Raw genomic sequence first — 16,191 nt, forward strand, 5'->3', positions numbered from 1 at the left:
ACGTCACTCGTCTGCTCAGGATCGGAGTCTTCATGCAAAGCGAAATCGATGCCGTGTCCGTCGTCTGGTTCCACGACCGCCAGCTGCGTGAACGCGATTGGCCGGTGATGTCCCAAGGTGCCGGCCCGGGCGGCGGCGTGTGGGCATGGATCGATGACAACCACCGCTACAACGGCCTGCTGTGGCGCGAGGAAGACCGGGCGCGCCGGCTGGACGTGCCACCCGCCGAGATCGCGGCCGGCAAGCGCCTGATCGACCGCTACAACCAGAAGCGCAACGACGCGGTCGAGGCCATCGACGAAACGCTGCTGGCTTGCCTGAACCAGGTCGTCTGCCAGCCCGGCGCCCGGCTCTCGAGCGAAACGGCGGGCGCCATGGTCGACCGCCTGTCGATCCTGGCCCTCAAGATCCACCACATGCGCGCGCAGGCGCAACGCGCCGCTGCGGACGAAGACCACGTCCGCGCCTGCACCGGCAAGCTCGAGCGGCTGCTCACGCAGCGCCAGGACCTGATGTCCTGCCTCGACCTCCTGCTCGCGGAGGCGCGGGCCGGACAGGCATATTTCAAGCTCTATCGCCAGTTCAAGATGTACAACGATCCCGCGCTCAATCCCTATCTGAACGGCCAGGCGCCGCGGAATGGACGGGCGACGCCGTGAGCGAGACGATCGACGTCCTGATCCCGACCCGCAACCGGCCCGCGGCGCTCGCCGTCACGTTGACGGCACTCGGCGCCCAGACCTGGCCGGCCTTGCGCATCGTGCTTGCCGACCAGTCGGACGAGGAGGGCGCGTGCGCACGGGGCGAAGTGCAGGCGGTCTTGCGCTACCTTCGCGCGTGCGGGCGCAGCGTCGATACGTTCCGGCGTCCGCGCCGCCGCGGCATGGCCGAACAGCGCGCATTCCTGCTGGCCCAGGTGCGCGCCGCCTGCTGCCTGTTCGTCGACGACGACGTCATCCTCGAACCGGACCTGGTCGCCCGGTTACACGCCGTCATGCGCGCGGAACGGTGCGGCCTCGTCGGCAGTGCATTGCACGGATTGAGCTACCTGGGACAACTACGGCCGATGCAGGAGACAATCGAATTCTGGGACGGACCCGTGATGCCGGAAACGATACGCCCCGGCAGTCCGGCATGGGCACGTCATCACCTGCACAGCGCCGCCAACTTGTTCCACGTGCAGTCCCGCCTGAAACATGAGCGCGGGGCGACCCGGCGCTACAAGATTGCGTGGGTAGGCGGATGCGTGATGTTCGATACGGCCAAGCTGAAGGCCGCGGGCGGCTTCGACTTCTGGCGCAAGCTGCCGGCCCAGCATTGCGGCGAAGATGTGCTGGCCCAGCAGCGCGTCATGGCCCGTTATGGCGGCTGTGCCATCCTGCCGTCCGGTGCGTATCACATGGAACTGCCGACGACGATCACGGCGCGGGCCATCGACGCGCCGTATGTGCTGCCGCTGGCCGATCCGCCGGCGGACTGTGTACCGGGGCCGCACGGATGACCTGACGCGAGATTGCGGGCCCTGCCGGCGCCGAGGTCCGCTCACCGATCACTATCGCTACCAGTACGGCCACATGCCGGCACTGCGCTGACGGCTCGGCGCCGTGTCGGAGAGTAAGGCGCGTGCATGTTCCAGTACCACCTGTGCGCGTTCCGCCCCCGGGTCCCAGATGCAGCGGTGCTTGTGACGGTCGAGTGGCGCCCAGCGGGCGATGTCGGCCTTGCTGAACACGACGACGCTCTTGAGCTTGAGGCCGGCCGCGATGTGGGAAACGCCTGTGTCGTTGCAGAGCAATAGCCTGGCATCGCGCAGCAGGACGGCCATCGCACCGATGGAGATCGGGGCGGCGGCGTCGAGCGGCGTGTGCTGCATGCGGTCCGCGACGTCGGCCGTCAGGTCCGCTTCTTCGGCCGATCCTGTCAACACTACCTTGAGGCCGAATTCGGCCGCCAGGCGATCGCCGACCTCGGCAAACAGGTGCGCCGGCCAGCATGTGTCCCGCTTGCGTGCGCCAGGATGGATGCACAGGTATTCGCCGGGAACGAGCGTGCCGCCGAGGCCGCTTTTACGCCATTCATCCTCGTCCTGCCGCGACAGCGGGAATTCCAGGTGCACCTCCGTCGATGGCGCGCCCAGCTGTTCCATCAGGGACAGCAGCCGTTCCGGCTCCGCACCGATTTCCGGATAGGGAAACAGGACGGTGCGGTCGCGGACGACGGGACCGCCGCGACAAAACCCGGCCATGACCTGCGCACCGAAACCGCTGACGATGTCATTGCTCACGTCGCCACTTCCGTGCAACTGGAGTGCCAATGCGAACTGGCGGGTGCAGAGGCCCGTGTAGAAATGCGCGAGCGCTTCCTGCCGCACCGGTTGCTCGGGCAGCAGGGGATGGCCGGGAAAGGCGATGAATTCATCCACGTACGTGTCGAACCGGTCCGCAAATTGCTGCGCCCAGGGCAGGCCCACCAGCGCGATGTGGGCGCGCGGCAGGGCGGCGCGGAGCGTACGCAGCGCCGGCACCGCGCACAGCATATCGCCCAGGTGAAGGGCGCGGAATACCACAACCGACGACGGATCGAGGCGCTGCAGCAATGGTCGACGGTACACGTTTTCCTCCTTTGACGAGGCATCTGCCCTACACACGCGACAGGCAGTCGAGGACATTGCACGTGATGCGCTCCGGCTGGCGATCCCGGCCGGCGTCGAGCACTTGCGCCCAGTGGGTCGTCCCGGCCGGGAACACGGTGCCGGTGTCGCGCCGCTCGCGCCGCGGGCGCACGACGAACAGGGCGCTCCCGTCGCCGCGGGTGAGATCGAATGTGGTCTTGCTGCCATCCTCTTCGAAGTCGGCGATGTAGACGGCCGAGGGCCAGTCCCGTGGAATCGGAAAGTGATAGGCCGGCCAGTTCCAGTCCACGTCCGGCGCGGCGCCGGCTGTCCATGCGCCGGGCAGCCAGTCGCTGCGCAGCATCCATATCGGTCCGTCGCCCCAGCGGTGGAAGGTGACGCGGAAACGGCGGCTGTCGGTGGACACGTGCAGGATCAGCGTGGCGCCGGGCAGCACGCTGGCCCGTTCCGGATACGCGCGGATCATGTGGGCAGCTCCGGTTCGATCCGTTTGGTCACGAGGAAAGGCGGTATCGCGAGGGCGTGCGGGGGCAGGCGGCGAAACCATTCGCGCTGCCTGACGCGTGCATTGATCCGGTTAATACCGAGTACGACGGGAACATCGGTCATCGTCTCCTCCTGGTTCGATTGCGATGCAACGGTCCAGCTAAGTCTTGGAGCACGATGAGCTGGATTAGTTCATCCATTCGGTGCGGCGAAAGGCGGTATCATCTTCGGTAGCCCCCTTGATGACCGGATATCCCATGCTCCAGACGCCCGCCTCGTTCACGCCCCTGATGGCCCCGCAGCAGGATGCCGCCCCGCTGTCCTTCGTCTTCCACGGCGGTCGGCTGCTCGTGCGCGAGGCCGACCTCGGCCTGCCCGACGAGGCCGCGGTGCGCAGCCTCGCGCTCGATCCGCAGCGGCTGCAACCGGTCGGCCTGCTGGAGGGGCGCTATTGCCAGACCGCCTGGGTCGACGACGAGGCGCAGGCACCGTCCGGCTACGCCTGGCGCGGGTTGCGTTCGCTGTTCGGCGAGTTCGATGAGGCCCGGCTCGGCGTGGCCGCGCGCGCGGTTCAGGTCGCCGAATGGGCGCGCACCCACCGTTTTTGCGGCGCCTGCGGCAGCGGCACCGTGCTGGCGGCGGGCGAACGCTGCTTCAAGTGCGTGAACTGCGGCCACATGGCGTATCCGCGCATCTCGCCGGCGATGATGGTCCTGATCCGCAACGGCGACAAAGTGCTGCTGGCGCTGCACACCCAGTCGGCGGTAAAGCGCTTCGTGCCGCTGGCCGGCTTTCTGGAAGCCGGCGAAACGATCGAGGAAGCCGTGCACCGCGAGGTGTTCGAGGAAGTCGGCCTGCGCGTGCACAACCTGCGCTATTTCGGCAGCCAGTCGTGGCCGTTCCCGCACTCGCTCATGATCGCGTTCACGGCCGATTACCTGGACGGCGACATCCGCACCGATCCCAACGAGATCCTCGAGGCGCGCTGGTTCGGCCCGGATGACGAGTGGCCCGAGCGCGTGCCGCACGTGTCGGTGTCGAGCATGCTGGTCGACAGCCATCGTCCGGCCGGACGCTGAGGCCGCGCAGGGGGACGCGCGGCCCCGGCGCGGCCGGCATCAGGGCAGCGGCGTGGCCGCGGCCGCGATCCTGCCTTCCACGCGCAGCGCCAGCGGCAGTTCTTCCGGCCGGGTGCCGGTGCTGCGCATGCGCACGACACGCTGCATCAGGTCGAACCAGAAGGGCGCGCCGAACAGCGCCGTCGACGCCGTGACGAACCAGCCGGCGACCTGCAGCGCGAAGTCGGCGCCGGGCACCGGCGGGAAGCGGGTCCACCCGATCGGCAGCGCCATCAGGGCGTCGAATACGGCCGGGTCGAGCGCACCGGGGGCGTCGCGCAGGTGCGCGGCCAGCGAGGGTTGCTGCCACAGGGTGCGGAACAGGTGGATGCTGTCGATGTTGAACAGGATCGCCAGCAGCAGCGCCAGCAGCAGCGAGATCAGCAGCTGCCGCCGTTTATAGGTGCCGGACATGCGCGCCATGGCGTTGTCGAACCAGCCGGCCAGCATGTCCTGGAATTGCTGCAGGTCGCGCGCGCGGCCGTACAGCCCGCGCATCACCTGCCGGAGCTGCGGATCGGGGATCGTCTCGATTGCGCCGGCAAGCTGGATGAAGTCGCCCGGCACTTTCCACAGGCTGTCCACCAGGGCAATCGCAAAATGCGCCGGTTCGATGTACGATGGCCGGGTACGCATGTCCCGCTCGTTCGGCGCGATGCCGTCCGTGTGCGGGTTGACCAGCGGATGCATGTAGACGGCCCGCGCCAGGGCGTCGAAGCACGGGTCGTTGAGCATGCTTTTGACACCCGCCAGCAGGGTGTTGGCACGCAACCGGAACGCCGCGGCCAGCGCTTCCTGCAAGGTGCTGACGATCAGGGCGACCGTGCCATAACAAAATGTCAGGCCGATCGCGACTTCCAGGACAGTGCTTCCAAGCATGGATGTTCTCCCGCGCAGTGACAAGGACGTCGACTACGCTAGCGCATCGGCGACGGAGTGGAGTCCGATTTGCGCAAGGAAGCTGCCGCCATCTGTGGATCTGCCCCATTTTCTATATACTCTCGGCAATCGAAAATTTTAGGATTCACCATGTCTGACAAAGAAGTCTTCACCGAGAACGACTGGCGCCGCCTGTTGTCCAGCCTTGGCGAAGATCCCAACCGCTCCGGCCTGCACGAGACCCCCGCGCGTGTCGCCAAGGCCTGGAAACACTGGACTTCCGGCTACGACCAGGACCCGGTCGAGATCCTCAAGGCCTTCGAAGATGGCGCCGAGGAATACAACGAATTGATCGTGGTGCGCGGCATTCCGGTCTACAGCCATTGCGAACACCACCTGGCGCCGTTCTTCGGCAAGGCGACGGTGGGCTATCTGCCGAACGGCAAGATCGTCGGGCTGTCGAAGCTGACCCGTCTCGTCGACGTGTTCTCCAAGCGCCTGCAGGTGCAGGAACGCCTGACGGTGCAAATCGCCAATACGCTGATGGAAGTGCTGGAACCGAAAGCCGTGGGCGTCGTCATCAAATGCCGCCACATGTGCATGGAAAGCCGCGGCATCCGCACGCCGGGCGAGGAAACCATCACCTCGACCCTGCTGGGTGAACTGCAGCCGAACCTGGCGCTGCGCACCGAATTCCTGTCGCTGGCCCGCGACTGAGCTGCCGGGGCGGCACGCCGCCCCATGATCCCTCCTTTGCCGCCTCGTTTTGCCGGTGGCGCGGCGCCCAGCGCATGCCGCCCGAAAAAAAGGCGCCATGATTCCGAACACGCTGCTAGACTGTGTATTTACTGGGCGCCCGTGTTCGATCCCGTCGCGACAATGCGCTACGCCCCGTCGATGATCGGGAACCTGTTCCGGATCATGTGTCTCCAAGTGATTTTTGAGGCGATCGACATGGCCAGGCAAACCTTTCCAAGCGATGTACCGCGTGAACAGTTCGAGACCGTGCGTGAAATGCTGGAAGCGGCGCGCCGCAAGACCCGGCCGCGCAAGCACGATCTGTACGATGTCTTCTGCGCCGTCCTGTACTTCCTCCACACCGGCAGCGCCTGGCGCAGCATGCCGCCCGAATTCCCGCCCTGGCGTACCGTGCACGAATATTTCACGCAATGGACGATGCTGCGCGAAGGCGACCGCACCCTGCTCGAGCAGGCGCTCGACCGGCTCGGACGCACGGCCGAAATCGCGCGACTGCGCCAGTTGACGGGCCAGCGCTGAACCAGGCCGCGTGAATCAGCGGGAGGCCGCCACCGAGCCTTCCGCCGGCTCGAACACGAATTTCTTTTTCGCGTCCATGTGGAACACGCCGATCGGCTGCGCCTGGACATTGTCCGATGGCTCAGGCAACTGGCTGCAGTCACGGGTTTCCACCTGCCACATCTCATCGCCCGAGCGCAGCAGGAACGCTTCGTCGCCCGTCGAGAACAGCTCGACGTTCAGGTCGGCCAGCGGCGCCTTGCCGAGGTCGAACTGGCGCTGGCAGTCCGGCAGGCGCGACGCGATCACGCGCAGGCCCACCTGTCTGCTCCAGAAATAGTCCTGCGTGACGACCACGGTCAGGGCGTGGTCGCTGCCGTCGATCGTATAGCTGGCCGATTCGTTGACGCAGCCGGCCAGCAGCAAGAGCGGGGTCAACAGGAGCAAGGTGGAGCGCATGGTCATTTCCGGGTTAGCGATGCTTCCATGCATCACTGCATGAGTATAGAGCCCTTCAAACATGGACCGCAACGGCGGCCTTTCACGCGTGAATCCAAGTCACTGATTTCTTTGAAGAATTAGATTCTGGCGCGCTCCGTGATTTTTTGATTTCAGAGATGATGACCAGGATGCTTATGACGCACCGCTGGCCTGGATCAAGGTTTGAAGTGCGGCGTCGTCCCTTTTTAGCCTCAGCAGGAACCCGTGCGGACCGGGCCGGTCTGACGGTAGCCTGCCATTTCGGAATGGAAGCGAGCCAAGCATGCCAGATGACGACCAGAATCTATCGGAACAGCGGGCGCAGGGCGCGACGCTGCCCTGCGCCCCGCCGCAACCGCTGACCTTGCGGATCAATGGCGCCGAGCACAACCTGACGATCGAGCCACGCGTGACGCTGCTGGACGCGCTGCGCGAAGTGCTGGGCCTGACCGGCACCAAGAAGGGATGCGATCGCGGCCAGTGCGGGGCATGCACGGTACTGGTGGACGGCCAGCGCATCAATTCCTGCCTGACGCTGGCGATCATGCACGACGGCCGCGAGATCACGACGGTGGAAGGCCTGGGCAAGGAAGGCCTGCCGCATCCGATGCAGCAGGCCTTCATGGATTGCGACGGCTTCCAGTGCGGCTATTGCACGCCGGGGCAGGTGTGTTCGGCCGTGGCGCTGCTGGACGAAGTGAAGGCAAGGCAAGCCAGCATGCTGACCGAAGGCGACCAGCTGGCGCCGGGCGCGCTGTCCGAGGACGAGATCCGCGAGCGCATGAGCGGCAACCTGTGCCGCTGCGGCGCCTATCCCAACATCGTCAAGGCCGTCCACAGCGTGGTCTTGCGCCAGGCCTAGGAGACGCGCATGCAATCGATCTTCTATGACCGTGCCAGGGACGTGAACCATGCGCTGGAGCTGGCGCGCCAGCCCGGCGCCAAATTCATCGGCGGCGGCACCAATCTGCTCGACCTGTACAAGAGCGGCATCGAACAACCGGTGCGCCTCGTCGACGTGAGCCGGCTGGCGCTGGCCGACATCGAGGAATTGCCGGACGGCGGCCTGCGCATCGGCGCCATGGCCAGCAACACGGCGGCGGCGAACCACCCGCTCGTGCGCCAGCGCTACCGCCTGCTGTCGGAAGCGCTGCTGAACGGCGCGTCGACCCAGCTGCGCAACATGGCGACCGTCGGCGGCAACCTGTTGCAGCGCACGCGCTGCTATTACTTCACCGATCCGGCCTTCCCGCACTGTAACAAGCGCGATCCGGGCTCGGGCTGCGACGCCATCGACGGCCACAACCGCATCCATGCGATCCTCGGCGCCAGCCCGCACTGCATCGCGACCAATCCGTCGGACATGAGCGTGGCCCTCGTCGCGCTCGACGCGGTCGTCCGCCTGCAGGGGCCGGACGGCGAGCGGCAGGTGGCGGTCGCCGACTTCCACCGCCTGCCGGAAGACCGGCCGCAGGACGACACGGTGATCCGCCCGGGCGAACTGATCACGGCCGTGGAACTGCCGCCGTCGCCGTTTGCGCAGCACGCGCACTACCTGAAGGTGCGCGATCGCGCCAGCTATGCGTTCGCACTCGTGTCGGTGGCAGCGGCCGTCGACCTGGACGGCGAGACCATCCGCGACCTGCGCATCGTGCTGGGCGGCGTCGCCCATAAACCCTGGCGCGCGCTCGGCGCGGAACAGAGATTGCGCGGCCAGGCGCTGGACGCGTTGAGCGACGCCGTGCTGGGCAAAGTCGGAGAGGACGCCGTCGCCGGTGCCCGGCCGCACGCGCACAATGCGTTCAAGGTCGAACTGGCGCAGCGCGCGGTCGCGCGGGCGCTGCGGATCGCCACGGGCCTGATGGGAGGTATGGCATGAGCATCACGGGCGCACCCATCAATCGCGTCGACGCGTGGGCGAAAGTCAGCGGCGCGGCGCGTTATTCGGCCGAGCATCCGGTCGACAACGTGGCCCATGCGGTCCTCGTCACGAGCACGATTCCCAGCGGACGCGTGCTCGCCATCGACGACAGCGCGGCCCGCGACGTGCCGGGCGTGCTGCTCGTGATGACCCACGAGAACGCCCTGCGCCTGCCGCCGAAGACGAAAGACGGCAAGATCCAGCCGCCCATCGGCCGCAGGCTGACTCTGCTGCAGGAAGACGACGTCTACTACAACAACCAGCCGATCGCCGTCGTCGTGGCCGACACGTTCGAGCGCGCGCGCGAGGCCGGGGCCCGGCTGCGCATCGAGTACGAACGCAAGCCGGCCGTGGTCGACTTCGAACAGGCCAGGCAATCGCTGCATCCGCCGGACAAGGTGTTGGCGGAAGAAACCGACACGAAACGCGGCGACCTGCACGCCGGGCTGCTGGCGGGCAGCGCGCGGATCGACGTCACCTACACGACGCCGATCGAGCACCACAACCCGCTCGAAACCCACGCGACCATCGCCGCATGGGAGGGCGACCACCTCACGCTGTACGACTCGACCCAGTACATGAAAGGCGTGCAGCGCATCGTCGCCAGCATCTTCGACATGCCGCCGGAAAACGTCACGGCGATCTGCCCTTACGTGGGGGGCGGCTTCGGCTCGAAAGGCTCCGCGTGGTCGCACGTCGTGCTGGCGGCGATGGCCGCCAAGCAGGTGGGGCGTCCCGTCAAACTGTCGCTGGACCGCAACCAGATGTTCGGTCCGGTCGGCTGCCGCCCCAACACGGTGCAGCGCATGCGCATGGCGGCGCTGCCGGACGGGCGCATGATGGCGTCCAGCCACGACACGATCGCGTACACGTCGATGATCGAGGACTGGATCGAGCCGTGCGGCCTCGTCACGCGCATGATGTACGAGAGCCCGAACCAGGAAACGTCGCACCGCCTCGCGCGCATGCACCTGGGCACGCCCACGTTCATGCGCGCGCCCGGGGAGGCCACCGGTTCGTATGCCCAGGATTGCGCGATCGACGAACTGGCCTATGAGCTGCACATGGACCCGCTCGAACTGCGCCTGAAAAACTACACGGAGCGCGATCCCGGCAAGGACTTGCCGTTTTCAAGCAAATCGCTGCGCCAGTGCTACGAGATCGGTGCCGAACGTTTCGGCTGGCGCGACCGCAATCCGCAGCCGCGCTCGATGCGGCAGGGGAATAAACTGGTCGGCTGGGGCATGGCGACGGCGAGCTATCCGACGAACCGCTCGCCTGCGGCGTGTTCCGCCACGCTGCTGCCCGACGGCACTGCGCTGTTCCGCTCGGGCACGCAAGACCTCGGCACCGGCACCTACACCGTGATGACCCAGGTGGCGGCGGACGCGCTTGGCGTGCCGGTGGAGCGCGTGCGTTTCGAGCTGGGCAATTCACGGATGCCGGAAGCGCCGGTCTCGGGCGGGTCGATGACGGTGGCCAGCGTGGCGCCGGCCGTGCAGGCGGCGGGACAGGCGCTGCGCCTGAAGCTGGTCGGGATCGCCGCCGCGGACGAGCGTTCTCCCCTGTTCGGCGCGACAGCCAACCAGGTCGGCGTGGATGCGACGACGGATGGCGGCGAACTGTATCTGTTGGCGGAGCCGGCCCGGCGTGTCGCCATGCAGGCCATCGTTGCGGGCCACGGCAGTCCGGTGGAGGTGACAGCCAAGGCCGAGCCCGGCGACGAGAAGCAGAAATATTCGATGCATGCGTTCGGTGCCGTGTTCGTCGAGGTGACGGTGGATGAAGACCTGGGCGAGATCCGCGTGCCGCGCGTGGTCGGCGTCTACGGCGTCGGCAAGCTGATGAACGAAAAGACGGGCTACAGCCAGCTGATGGGCGGCATCGTCTGGGGTATCAGCCTGGCGCTGTTCGAAGAAACGATGATCGACAAGCGGGAAGGCCGCGCGGTGAACGGCAACTTCGCCGAATACCACGTGCCGACGAATGCCGACATCCAGGCAATCGACGTGCAGATCGTGGACGAGGACGATCCGTACGTGAACCCGCTGGGCGCCAAGGGAATCGGCGAGATCGGCATCACGGGCGTCGGCGCCGCCATCGCGAATGCCGTGTTCCACGCGACGGGCAAGCGGGTGCGCGATCTGCCGGTCACGCTCGACAAATTGCTGTGAGCGACAGGCGCGTCACTTCGCGTGACGCGCCTGCGCCACCTGCGCGGTGTCGTGCTTGTCGTGGGCCGTGTGCGTGTTCTCCCAACCCCCACCGAGGGCCAGGAACAACTGCACCTGGTCCGCCGCCAACTGCGCGTCGGACGCGGCCAGCATGCTCTCGGCGCTGGCCAGCGTGCGGTCCGCGTCCAGCTGGGACAGGAAGTCCGTGCGGCCGAACTGGTACAGCTTGGCCGATTGGCGCGATGCCAGCGCGCTCTGGTCGCGCGCGGCGCGCAGGAAGGCGTTGCGGTCGAGTTCGCGGGCGTAGACGGTCAGCGCACTTTCCGTCTCGCGCAGCGCGTTCAGCACGACCGCATCGAAGCGGGCCAGCGCACCCGTCGTGTTGGCCTTGGCCTGGGCGATGTGGGAGCGGGCCGAGCTGGTGGCCGGCAGGTTCCATGAGATCAGCGGGCCGAGGCTGAATTTCCAGGTATTCGCATCGTTGAACTGGCTCATCATGCCGACCGCGCCGACCGATGCGCCCAGGGTGATGTTCGGGTACAGCTCGGCCGTCGCCACGCCGATGCGCGCGGTCGCGCCGGCCAGCTGGCGTTCGGCCTGGCGCACGTCCGGACGGCGGCGCAGCAGGGCGGCACCGTCGCCGACGGGGATCGTCGCTGCGACGCGCGGCGGCGTGGCGCATTGCGCGACTTCGGCCGGGAACTGGCTCGGCACTTCGCCGGTCAAAACGGCAAGGCGGTACAACGCCGTGCGGCGCCGGGCTTCCAGCGGCGGCAGGCTGGCGCGCAGTTGCTCGAGCTGGGCCTGGACCCGGGTGGTGTCGATGGCGATGCCGCGGCCGCGCTGGACGCGTTCGGCCGTGAGCCTGGCGAATTTTGCCTGCAGGTCGACGGATTGCTGCGCCACCTTGAGCTGATAGCCGGCCGAGCACGCTTCCGCATAGGCGCGGGTCGTGTCGGCCGCGACGATCACGTGGGTGAGGTCGCTGGCGGCCTGCGCGGCGTCGACGTCCGCTTCCGACGCTTCGACGGCGCGGCGGATGCGGCCCCACAGGTCGAGCGTGTAGCCGATCTTGATGTCGCCGTCGTACAGGCCGTCGGTGGGTAATTGTTCCGGGATGCCCAGCTGCGCGCCGGCGATGCGGCCGTACAGCGGGGCGGCGCTCATCTCGACTTCGGGGCGTTTCTTTTCCTCGACCTCGTCCAGCACGCCGTGCGCGCGTTGCAGGTTGGCGGCGGCCACGCGCAGGTCGGCGTTGTGGGTGAAGGCCTTGGCGATCAGCTTGTCGAGCAGCGGGTCCTGGTACAGATGCCACCAGTCGGCCGGCAGCGGGTCGGATTTGAACGGCGTTTCGGTCGCGCCCATGAACGGGGCGTTGGCCGCGTCGCGCTTGATCACGGCCTCGTTCGGCACGTGGTAGTCGGGGCCGACCGTCGTGCAGGCGGCCAGCGCCGCCGCCATCAGCGTCAGCGCGCATGCTTTCCTGGCGGTTGAGCGGTAAAGGTTCATGATCGTTGCGTCAATGCGTGGTGGCGGTTGCGGACTTGGCGGCGGCGACGGCGACGACAGCGGCCGCCCTGGCCGGTGCCGCGGGTGCCGCAGCGGGCGTGACAGCGGGCGTGGAAGCGGGTTTGGCCGCGGCCGGCAGCACCTTGACGGTCGCCGTCTGCCCGGCCACGAGCCGCACGTTGGCCGGCACCCGGTCGAGGGCGATGCGCACCGGCACGCGCTGGGCCAGGCGGACCCAGTTGAAGGTCGGGTTCACGTTCGGCAGCATGTTGGCGCCCGTGCTGCGGTCGCGGTCGGTGATGCCTTCGGCGACGCTTTCGACGTGGCCGTGGATCGGCTGGCGCGTGCCCATCAGCGTGATGTCGACCGGATCGCCCAGCTGGATGCCGGGCAGCTTCGTTTCCTCGAAATAGCCTTCGACATAGAACGAGCCGCTGTCGACGACGGCCATCACCGGATGCGCCGTGGTGGCGTAGGCGCCCTCGCGCAGGTCGAGGTTCGTCACGATGCCGTCCACGCTCGACACGACGTGCGTGCGCTCGAGGTTCAGCCGGGCCGTGTCGCGGTTGACGATCGCTTGCGCCAGCGCGGCTCTGGCCTGGTCGGTGCGGGTCTCGCCTTGCTCGCGGGTTTCCTGCGACACGAGGTCGTCGAGCTGGGTGTTGCGCTTGTTCTCGCGCTGCGCCTGGGCCAGCGCGGCTGCGGCCGCCGTCACCTGGGCGTCGGCCTGGCGCAGGGCCAGTTCGAAGCGGGCGCGGTCGATCTCGAACAGCGGCTCGCCCGCTTTCACCTGCTGGTTGTCGTGGACGTGGACCTTGGTCACCTGGCCCGTCACATCGGGCGCCACCTGCACGACATAGGCCTTCACGCGGCCATCGCGCGTCCAGGGTTCGAGCTCGTAGTGGTGCCACAGCTGCCAGCCCGCGTAGACCGCGCCCGCGGTCACCACCGCCGTGAGACTTACCCGGCCAATCGCCGCCAAAATAGTTTTCATTGCCATCTCAAGACCAGTTGCGTGTGTAATACGTCAGTGCGCCGAGCACGATGACGAACAGGGAAAAATCGAACAGGGCCGGGTGCCAGACCAGGCGGTAAAAGCCCGTCCTGGCGAGGACCAGATTGATGAGCCGCGATACCACCAGCGCCGCCAGCGCGAGCAGCAGGAGCGGAGGAACGTAGAGGCCGTAGATGCTGACTTCGCCGATCATCGGATCGCCTTTCAGAGTGCGGTTGCGAGCGACGGCGCATAGGCCGCCGCCTTGGGAAACAGGTCGCGGCGCATGCCGGTGAGCGCCGCCAGGGCCTCGCGCTGGGCCGCGTCGCGCTGGCCGGCGCAGATGGCGCGCAGGGCGTTGTCGAGCGTATCCAGCAGGCTGCGTTCGCAACCGGCGTCGACGGCCGGGCGCAGCGCGAAATGGCGCGACAGCTGCTTCATCAGCGGGCCGACGGCCGCTTCGCCGCGCCCCAGCTGGGCGCGCACGCTTTGCAGCAAGGTCATGTTCAGGCCGATGCGCAGGTCGCGCAGGGCGTCCACGGCTTGCAGGTCCTGGTCCTTGCCGGCCAGCGCCAGGCGCGGCGTCAGCATGCCGACGCGGTCGACCATCCGCGCCGAGAATTCCGGCAGCGACGGCACCCGTTCTCCGCTGCCCAGGCGCGACAGCTCGCGCCAGCCGGCCTTCAACAGGCGGCGCGCCGTCCAGCCGGCGCCGACGGTGCGGAACACGCTCGTGGTGACGGCGGCCGCGACGTAGCCGACGACCTGCGACAGCGTGCTGTTCATGAAGGAGACCATGTCGGCGTTGTGCGTGTCGACCATCGCCAGGGTGCCGCAGATGCCGAACAGGAAGGGGATGGCGCGGCCATACGTCGCGGGCCGTGCGACGAACACACCCAGCACGAGGAAGGTCGGGGCGCACGCGAGGATGAACGACTCGAAGCCGTGCACGGCCGGCAGGATGCCCAGCAGATAAACGGCCGACAGCGGGATCGAAAAGATCGAATACCACATGAAGGTCTTGATGAACGGCACCGGATTGTCCTGCGTGGAGAAGAAGCAGCACAGCACGGCGGTCATCATCGGGGCGGCCGCGCCGGACGGCCAGCCGGTCAGGATCCAGAACGCGCAGCAGGCCAGCACGGCGACCGCGGCGGCGAAGGCGGACAGCACGGCCATGCCGCGGTCGTGGTGGAGCGCGCTCATCGGCACGCCCGGCAGATGGCGCACGGCCTCGGGCAGGCTGCCGTGCACGCCGGCGTCGATGTGCTGGCGCAAGGCGCGCGTTTCGATGCAGACGTCGATCAGGCGGCGCAGGCGCGCGGCCAGGTTCACTTCGATCATGCCGGTCCAGCCGAGTTCCTCGTTCACCGCCGGTTCGAGCGCGTCGATGCGCTGGCGCAAGGCGGCGCCCGGGGCATCGAGCGCCACGTCTTTCGGCGTTTCGGTGAGGGCGACGACGTCCTTGAGCAGCACGCGCCAGCGTGCCGACACGTCCGTGGCTCCCATGTCGCGCAGCGCGGTCAGGCGGTCTTCGACGCCGGAGACGATGGGCACGAACGCGGCCAGGCGTTCCTGCAGCGCGTTCACGGCCGTCTCCGTCCAGCGCAGGTGCGACGTGTCGAACGGCAGGTGGGTCGTCATCAGGCGCATCTCGGTGATGTCGCCGGCCAGCTTGCGGCGGTCGGAGGCGGCGCGCGCATCGCCGGCCGGATTCAGGGCGTCGCGGATCCAGTGGTGGGCGTCGCGCACGGCATTGTCCAGGCGCGCCAGCAGCATCGGACCGAACGGTTGCGGCAGCACGAGGCTGTGCACGACGGTGGCGCAAGTGATGCCGAGCAGGATTTCCTCGACGCGCGCGAGGGCGATGTCGAAGATGGCGCTCGGATCGTTCACGGCGGGGAAGGCGATGAGGCCGGCCGTGTAGCCGCCCAGCATCAGCATGTAGGAGCGCGGCGTGCGGTCGAGCAGCGAGAAATACAGGCAGCCGGCAATCCACAGCGCCAGCGTCAGCGACAGCAGTTCGGGCGAGTTGATCAGGCGCGGCACGAGGAACGTGACCGCGATGGCGCCCAGGACGGTGCCGCCCGCGCGGTACAGACCCTTGGAGCGGGTCGGTCCGGCGAACGGCGCGGCGCAGATGTACGCCGTCATCATCGCCCAAAAGGGTCGCGGCAGTCCGATGCGCATCGATAAATATACCGAGAGCATCGCTGCCGCGAATGACTTGACGGAGAACAGAATCTCCGACCGGGTGGGTGTGTTCATGCGGCCTGGATCGTGGCGATGGCGGTCGGCAGGCCGGACAGGACGCGCAGCGTGGCCTCGACGTCGGCCGCGTCGAACTCCCCGAACAGCTTGCGGCGGAAGGGCGTCAGGGCCTGGTCCATCTGGTGGGCCGTTTTCAGGCCCTCGTCGGTCAGGCGCAGGATCTTGGCGCGGCGGTCCTGCGGGTCCTCATGGCGCTCGACCAGGCCCGATCCGATCAGGTGGTCGACGACGCGCACGAGCGACGACGCTTCCAGGCTCAGCGTCTCGGCGAGGATGCCCGGCCGCACGCCGTTGTCGCCGAAGCGGTGGATGACCAGCACCGGCAGGCCGGTCGCCTGGGACAGGCCGAAATCGGACGCGACCTTGTCGGCGGCGGCACGGTAGGCGCGCGACGCGTGGGTCAGCGCGGCGGTGAGACTGCTCAGGGTCTGGTCGGATAGGCGCATGTCGGTTCGCGTAAATACTTTGTT

General features: G+C 67.5%; 17 protein-coding genes and 1 pseudogene. 8 read left to right on the plus strand and 10 right to left on the minus strand.

Annotated features, from left to right (window positions below; translation table 11 throughout):
• Positions 1 to 32: 32 nt before the first annotated feature.
• Positions 33 to 659 carry a DUF4254 domain-containing protein gene (locus tag ASC93_RS31880; RefSeq protein ID WP_056437932.1) on the plus strand — a complete coding sequence of 209 codons (627 nt, stop codon included), beginning with the start codon at positions 33 to 35 and terminating at the stop codon, positions 657 to 659.
• Positions 656 to 1,501, plus strand: a complete 846-nt coding sequence (locus ASC93_RS31885) for a glycosyltransferase family 2 protein (RefSeq protein WP_056437935.1) — start codon at positions 656 to 658, stop codon at positions 1,499 to 1,501. The genes ASC93_RS31880 and ASC93_RS31885 overlap by 4 nt, the downstream gene beginning before the upstream one ends.
• A gap of 57 nt (positions 1,502 to 1,558) precedes the next feature.
• Here ASC93_RS31885 and ASC93_RS04850 read toward each other — a convergent pair whose 3' ends face one another.
• The 3 genes from ASC93_RS04850 to ASC93_RS30350 are packed head-to-tail and all read right to left on the minus strand — an operon-like array spanning position 1,559 to position 3,241.
• A complete protein-coding gene (locus tag ASC93_RS04850) occupies positions 1,559 to 2,611 on the minus strand; it encodes a glycosyltransferase family 9 protein (protein ID WP_056437938.1) in 1,053 nt (350 codons plus the stop codon).
• 28 nt (positions 2,612 to 2,639) lie between these two features.
• Complete coding sequence (locus ASC93_RS04855) at positions 2,640 to 3,098, minus strand: hypothetical protein (RefSeq protein ID WP_056437942.1); 459 nt, start codon at positions 3,096 to 3,098, stop codon at positions 2,640 to 2,642.
• Positions 3,095 to 3,241 carry a hypothetical protein gene (locus tag ASC93_RS30350; protein WP_157201749.1) on the minus strand — a complete coding sequence of 49 codons (147 nt, stop codon included), beginning with the start codon at positions 3,239 to 3,241 and terminating at the stop codon, positions 3,095 to 3,097. Before ASC93_RS30350 ends, ASC93_RS04855 begins: the two co-directional genes overlap by 4 nt.
• 134 nt (positions 3,242 to 3,375) lie before the next feature.
• Here ASC93_RS30350 and nudC point away from each other — a divergent pair, with 134 nt between their 5' ends.
• Positions 3,376 to 4,197, plus strand: a complete 822-nt coding sequence (nudC, locus tag ASC93_RS04860; RefSeq protein WP_082547778.1) for an NAD(+) diphosphatase — start codon at positions 3,376 to 3,378, stop codon at positions 4,195 to 4,197.
• Positions 4,198 to 4,236: 39 nt separating this feature from the next.
• On the opposite strand, the gene ASC93_RS04865 is transcribed toward nudC, so the two are convergent.
• Positions 4,237 to 5,115 carry a hypothetical protein gene (locus ASC93_RS04865; RefSeq protein WP_200958268.1) on the minus strand — a complete coding sequence of 293 codons (879 nt, stop codon included), beginning with the start codon at positions 5,113 to 5,115 and terminating at the stop codon, positions 4,237 to 4,239.
• Between the two features lie 150 nt (positions 5,116 to 5,265).
• Between ASC93_RS04865 and folE the strand changes: the two genes are divergently transcribed.
• Positions 5,266 to 5,832 (plus strand): GTP cyclohydrolase I FolE, encoded by a 567-nt coding sequence (folE, locus tag ASC93_RS04870; protein ID WP_056437946.1) that lies wholly within the window; start codon positions 5,266 to 5,268, stop codon positions 5,830 to 5,832.
• A 237-nt stretch (positions 5,833 to 6,069) separates the two neighbouring features.
• Positions 6,070 to 6,345, plus strand: a pseudogene (locus ASC93_RS31605) (transposase); the annotation flags it as partial.
• Between the two features lie 63 nt (positions 6,346 to 6,408).
• Here ASC93_RS31605 and ASC93_RS04880 read toward each other — a convergent pair.
• Positions 6,409 to 6,831: a hypothetical protein gene (locus ASC93_RS04880; protein WP_229412599.1), complete on the minus strand. Its 423-nt coding sequence runs from the start codon at positions 6,829 to 6,831 to the stop codon at positions 6,409 to 6,411.
• Positions 6,832 to 7,135: 304 nt separating this feature from the next.
• Between ASC93_RS04880 and ASC93_RS04885 the strand changes: the two genes are divergently transcribed.
• Genes ASC93_RS04885 through ASC93_RS04895 form a run of 3 tightly spaced genes read left to right on the plus strand, consistent with a single transcriptional unit; the run spans position 7,136 to position 10,947 of the window.
• On the plus strand, positions 7,136 to 7,714 hold the full coding sequence (locus tag ASC93_RS04885) for a (2Fe-2S)-binding protein (protein WP_056437949.1): 579 nt from the start codon (positions 7,136 to 7,138) through the stop codon (positions 7,712 to 7,714).
• Between the two features lie 9 nt (positions 7,715 to 7,723).
• The gene (locus tag ASC93_RS04890) at positions 7,724 to 8,731 is read left to right on the plus strand and encodes a xanthine dehydrogenase family protein subunit M (RefSeq protein WP_056437953.1); all 1,008 of its coding nucleotides are present in this window, start codon (positions 7,724 to 7,726) and stop codon (positions 8,729 to 8,731) included.
• Positions 8,728 to 10,947 carry a xanthine dehydrogenase family protein molybdopterin-binding subunit gene (locus ASC93_RS04895; RefSeq protein ID WP_056437956.1) on the plus strand — a complete coding sequence of 740 codons (2,220 nt, stop codon included), beginning with the start codon at positions 8,728 to 8,730 and terminating at the stop codon, positions 10,945 to 10,947. Before ASC93_RS04890 ends, ASC93_RS04895 begins: the two co-directional genes overlap by 4 nt.
• Positions 10,948 to 10,959: 12 nt before the next feature.
• Here the strand turns inward: ASC93_RS04895 and ASC93_RS04900 are convergent, their stop codons facing one another.
• The 5 genes from ASC93_RS04900 to ASC93_RS04920 are packed head-to-tail and all read right to left on the minus strand — an operon-like array spanning position 10,960 to position 16,167.
• A complete protein-coding gene (locus ASC93_RS04900) occupies positions 10,960 to 12,456 on the minus strand; it encodes an efflux transporter outer membrane subunit (RefSeq protein ID WP_056437959.1) in 1,497 nt (498 codons plus the stop codon).
• A gap of 10 nt (positions 12,457 to 12,466) precedes the next feature.
• Positions 12,467 to 13,450, minus strand: a complete 984-nt coding sequence (locus tag ASC93_RS04905; protein ID WP_162251794.1) for an HlyD family secretion protein — start codon at positions 13,448 to 13,450, stop codon at positions 12,467 to 12,469.
• Between the two features lie 7 nt (positions 13,451 to 13,457).
• Entirely contained in the window at positions 13,458 to 13,664 is a 207-nt protein-coding gene (locus ASC93_RS04910; RefSeq protein WP_056437962.1) for a DUF1656 domain-containing protein, read from the minus strand.
• 11 nt (positions 13,665 to 13,675) lie between these two features.
• A complete protein-coding gene (locus ASC93_RS04915; protein ID WP_056437965.1) occupies positions 13,676 to 15,718 on the minus strand; it encodes an FUSC family protein in 2,043 nt (680 codons plus the stop codon).
• A complete protein-coding gene (locus ASC93_RS04920) occupies positions 15,715 to 16,167 on the minus strand; it encodes a MarR family winged helix-turn-helix transcriptional regulator (protein ID WP_056437968.1) in 453 nt (150 codons plus the stop codon). The genes ASC93_RS04915 and ASC93_RS04920 overlap by 4 nt, the downstream gene beginning before the upstream one ends.
• Positions 16,168 to 16,191: the final 24 nt, after the last annotated feature.

The organism is Massilia sp. Root335 (assembly GCF_001425685.1).
Lineage (GTDB): Bacteria > Pseudomonadota > Gammaproteobacteria > Burkholderiales > Burkholderiaceae_D > Telluria > Telluria luteola.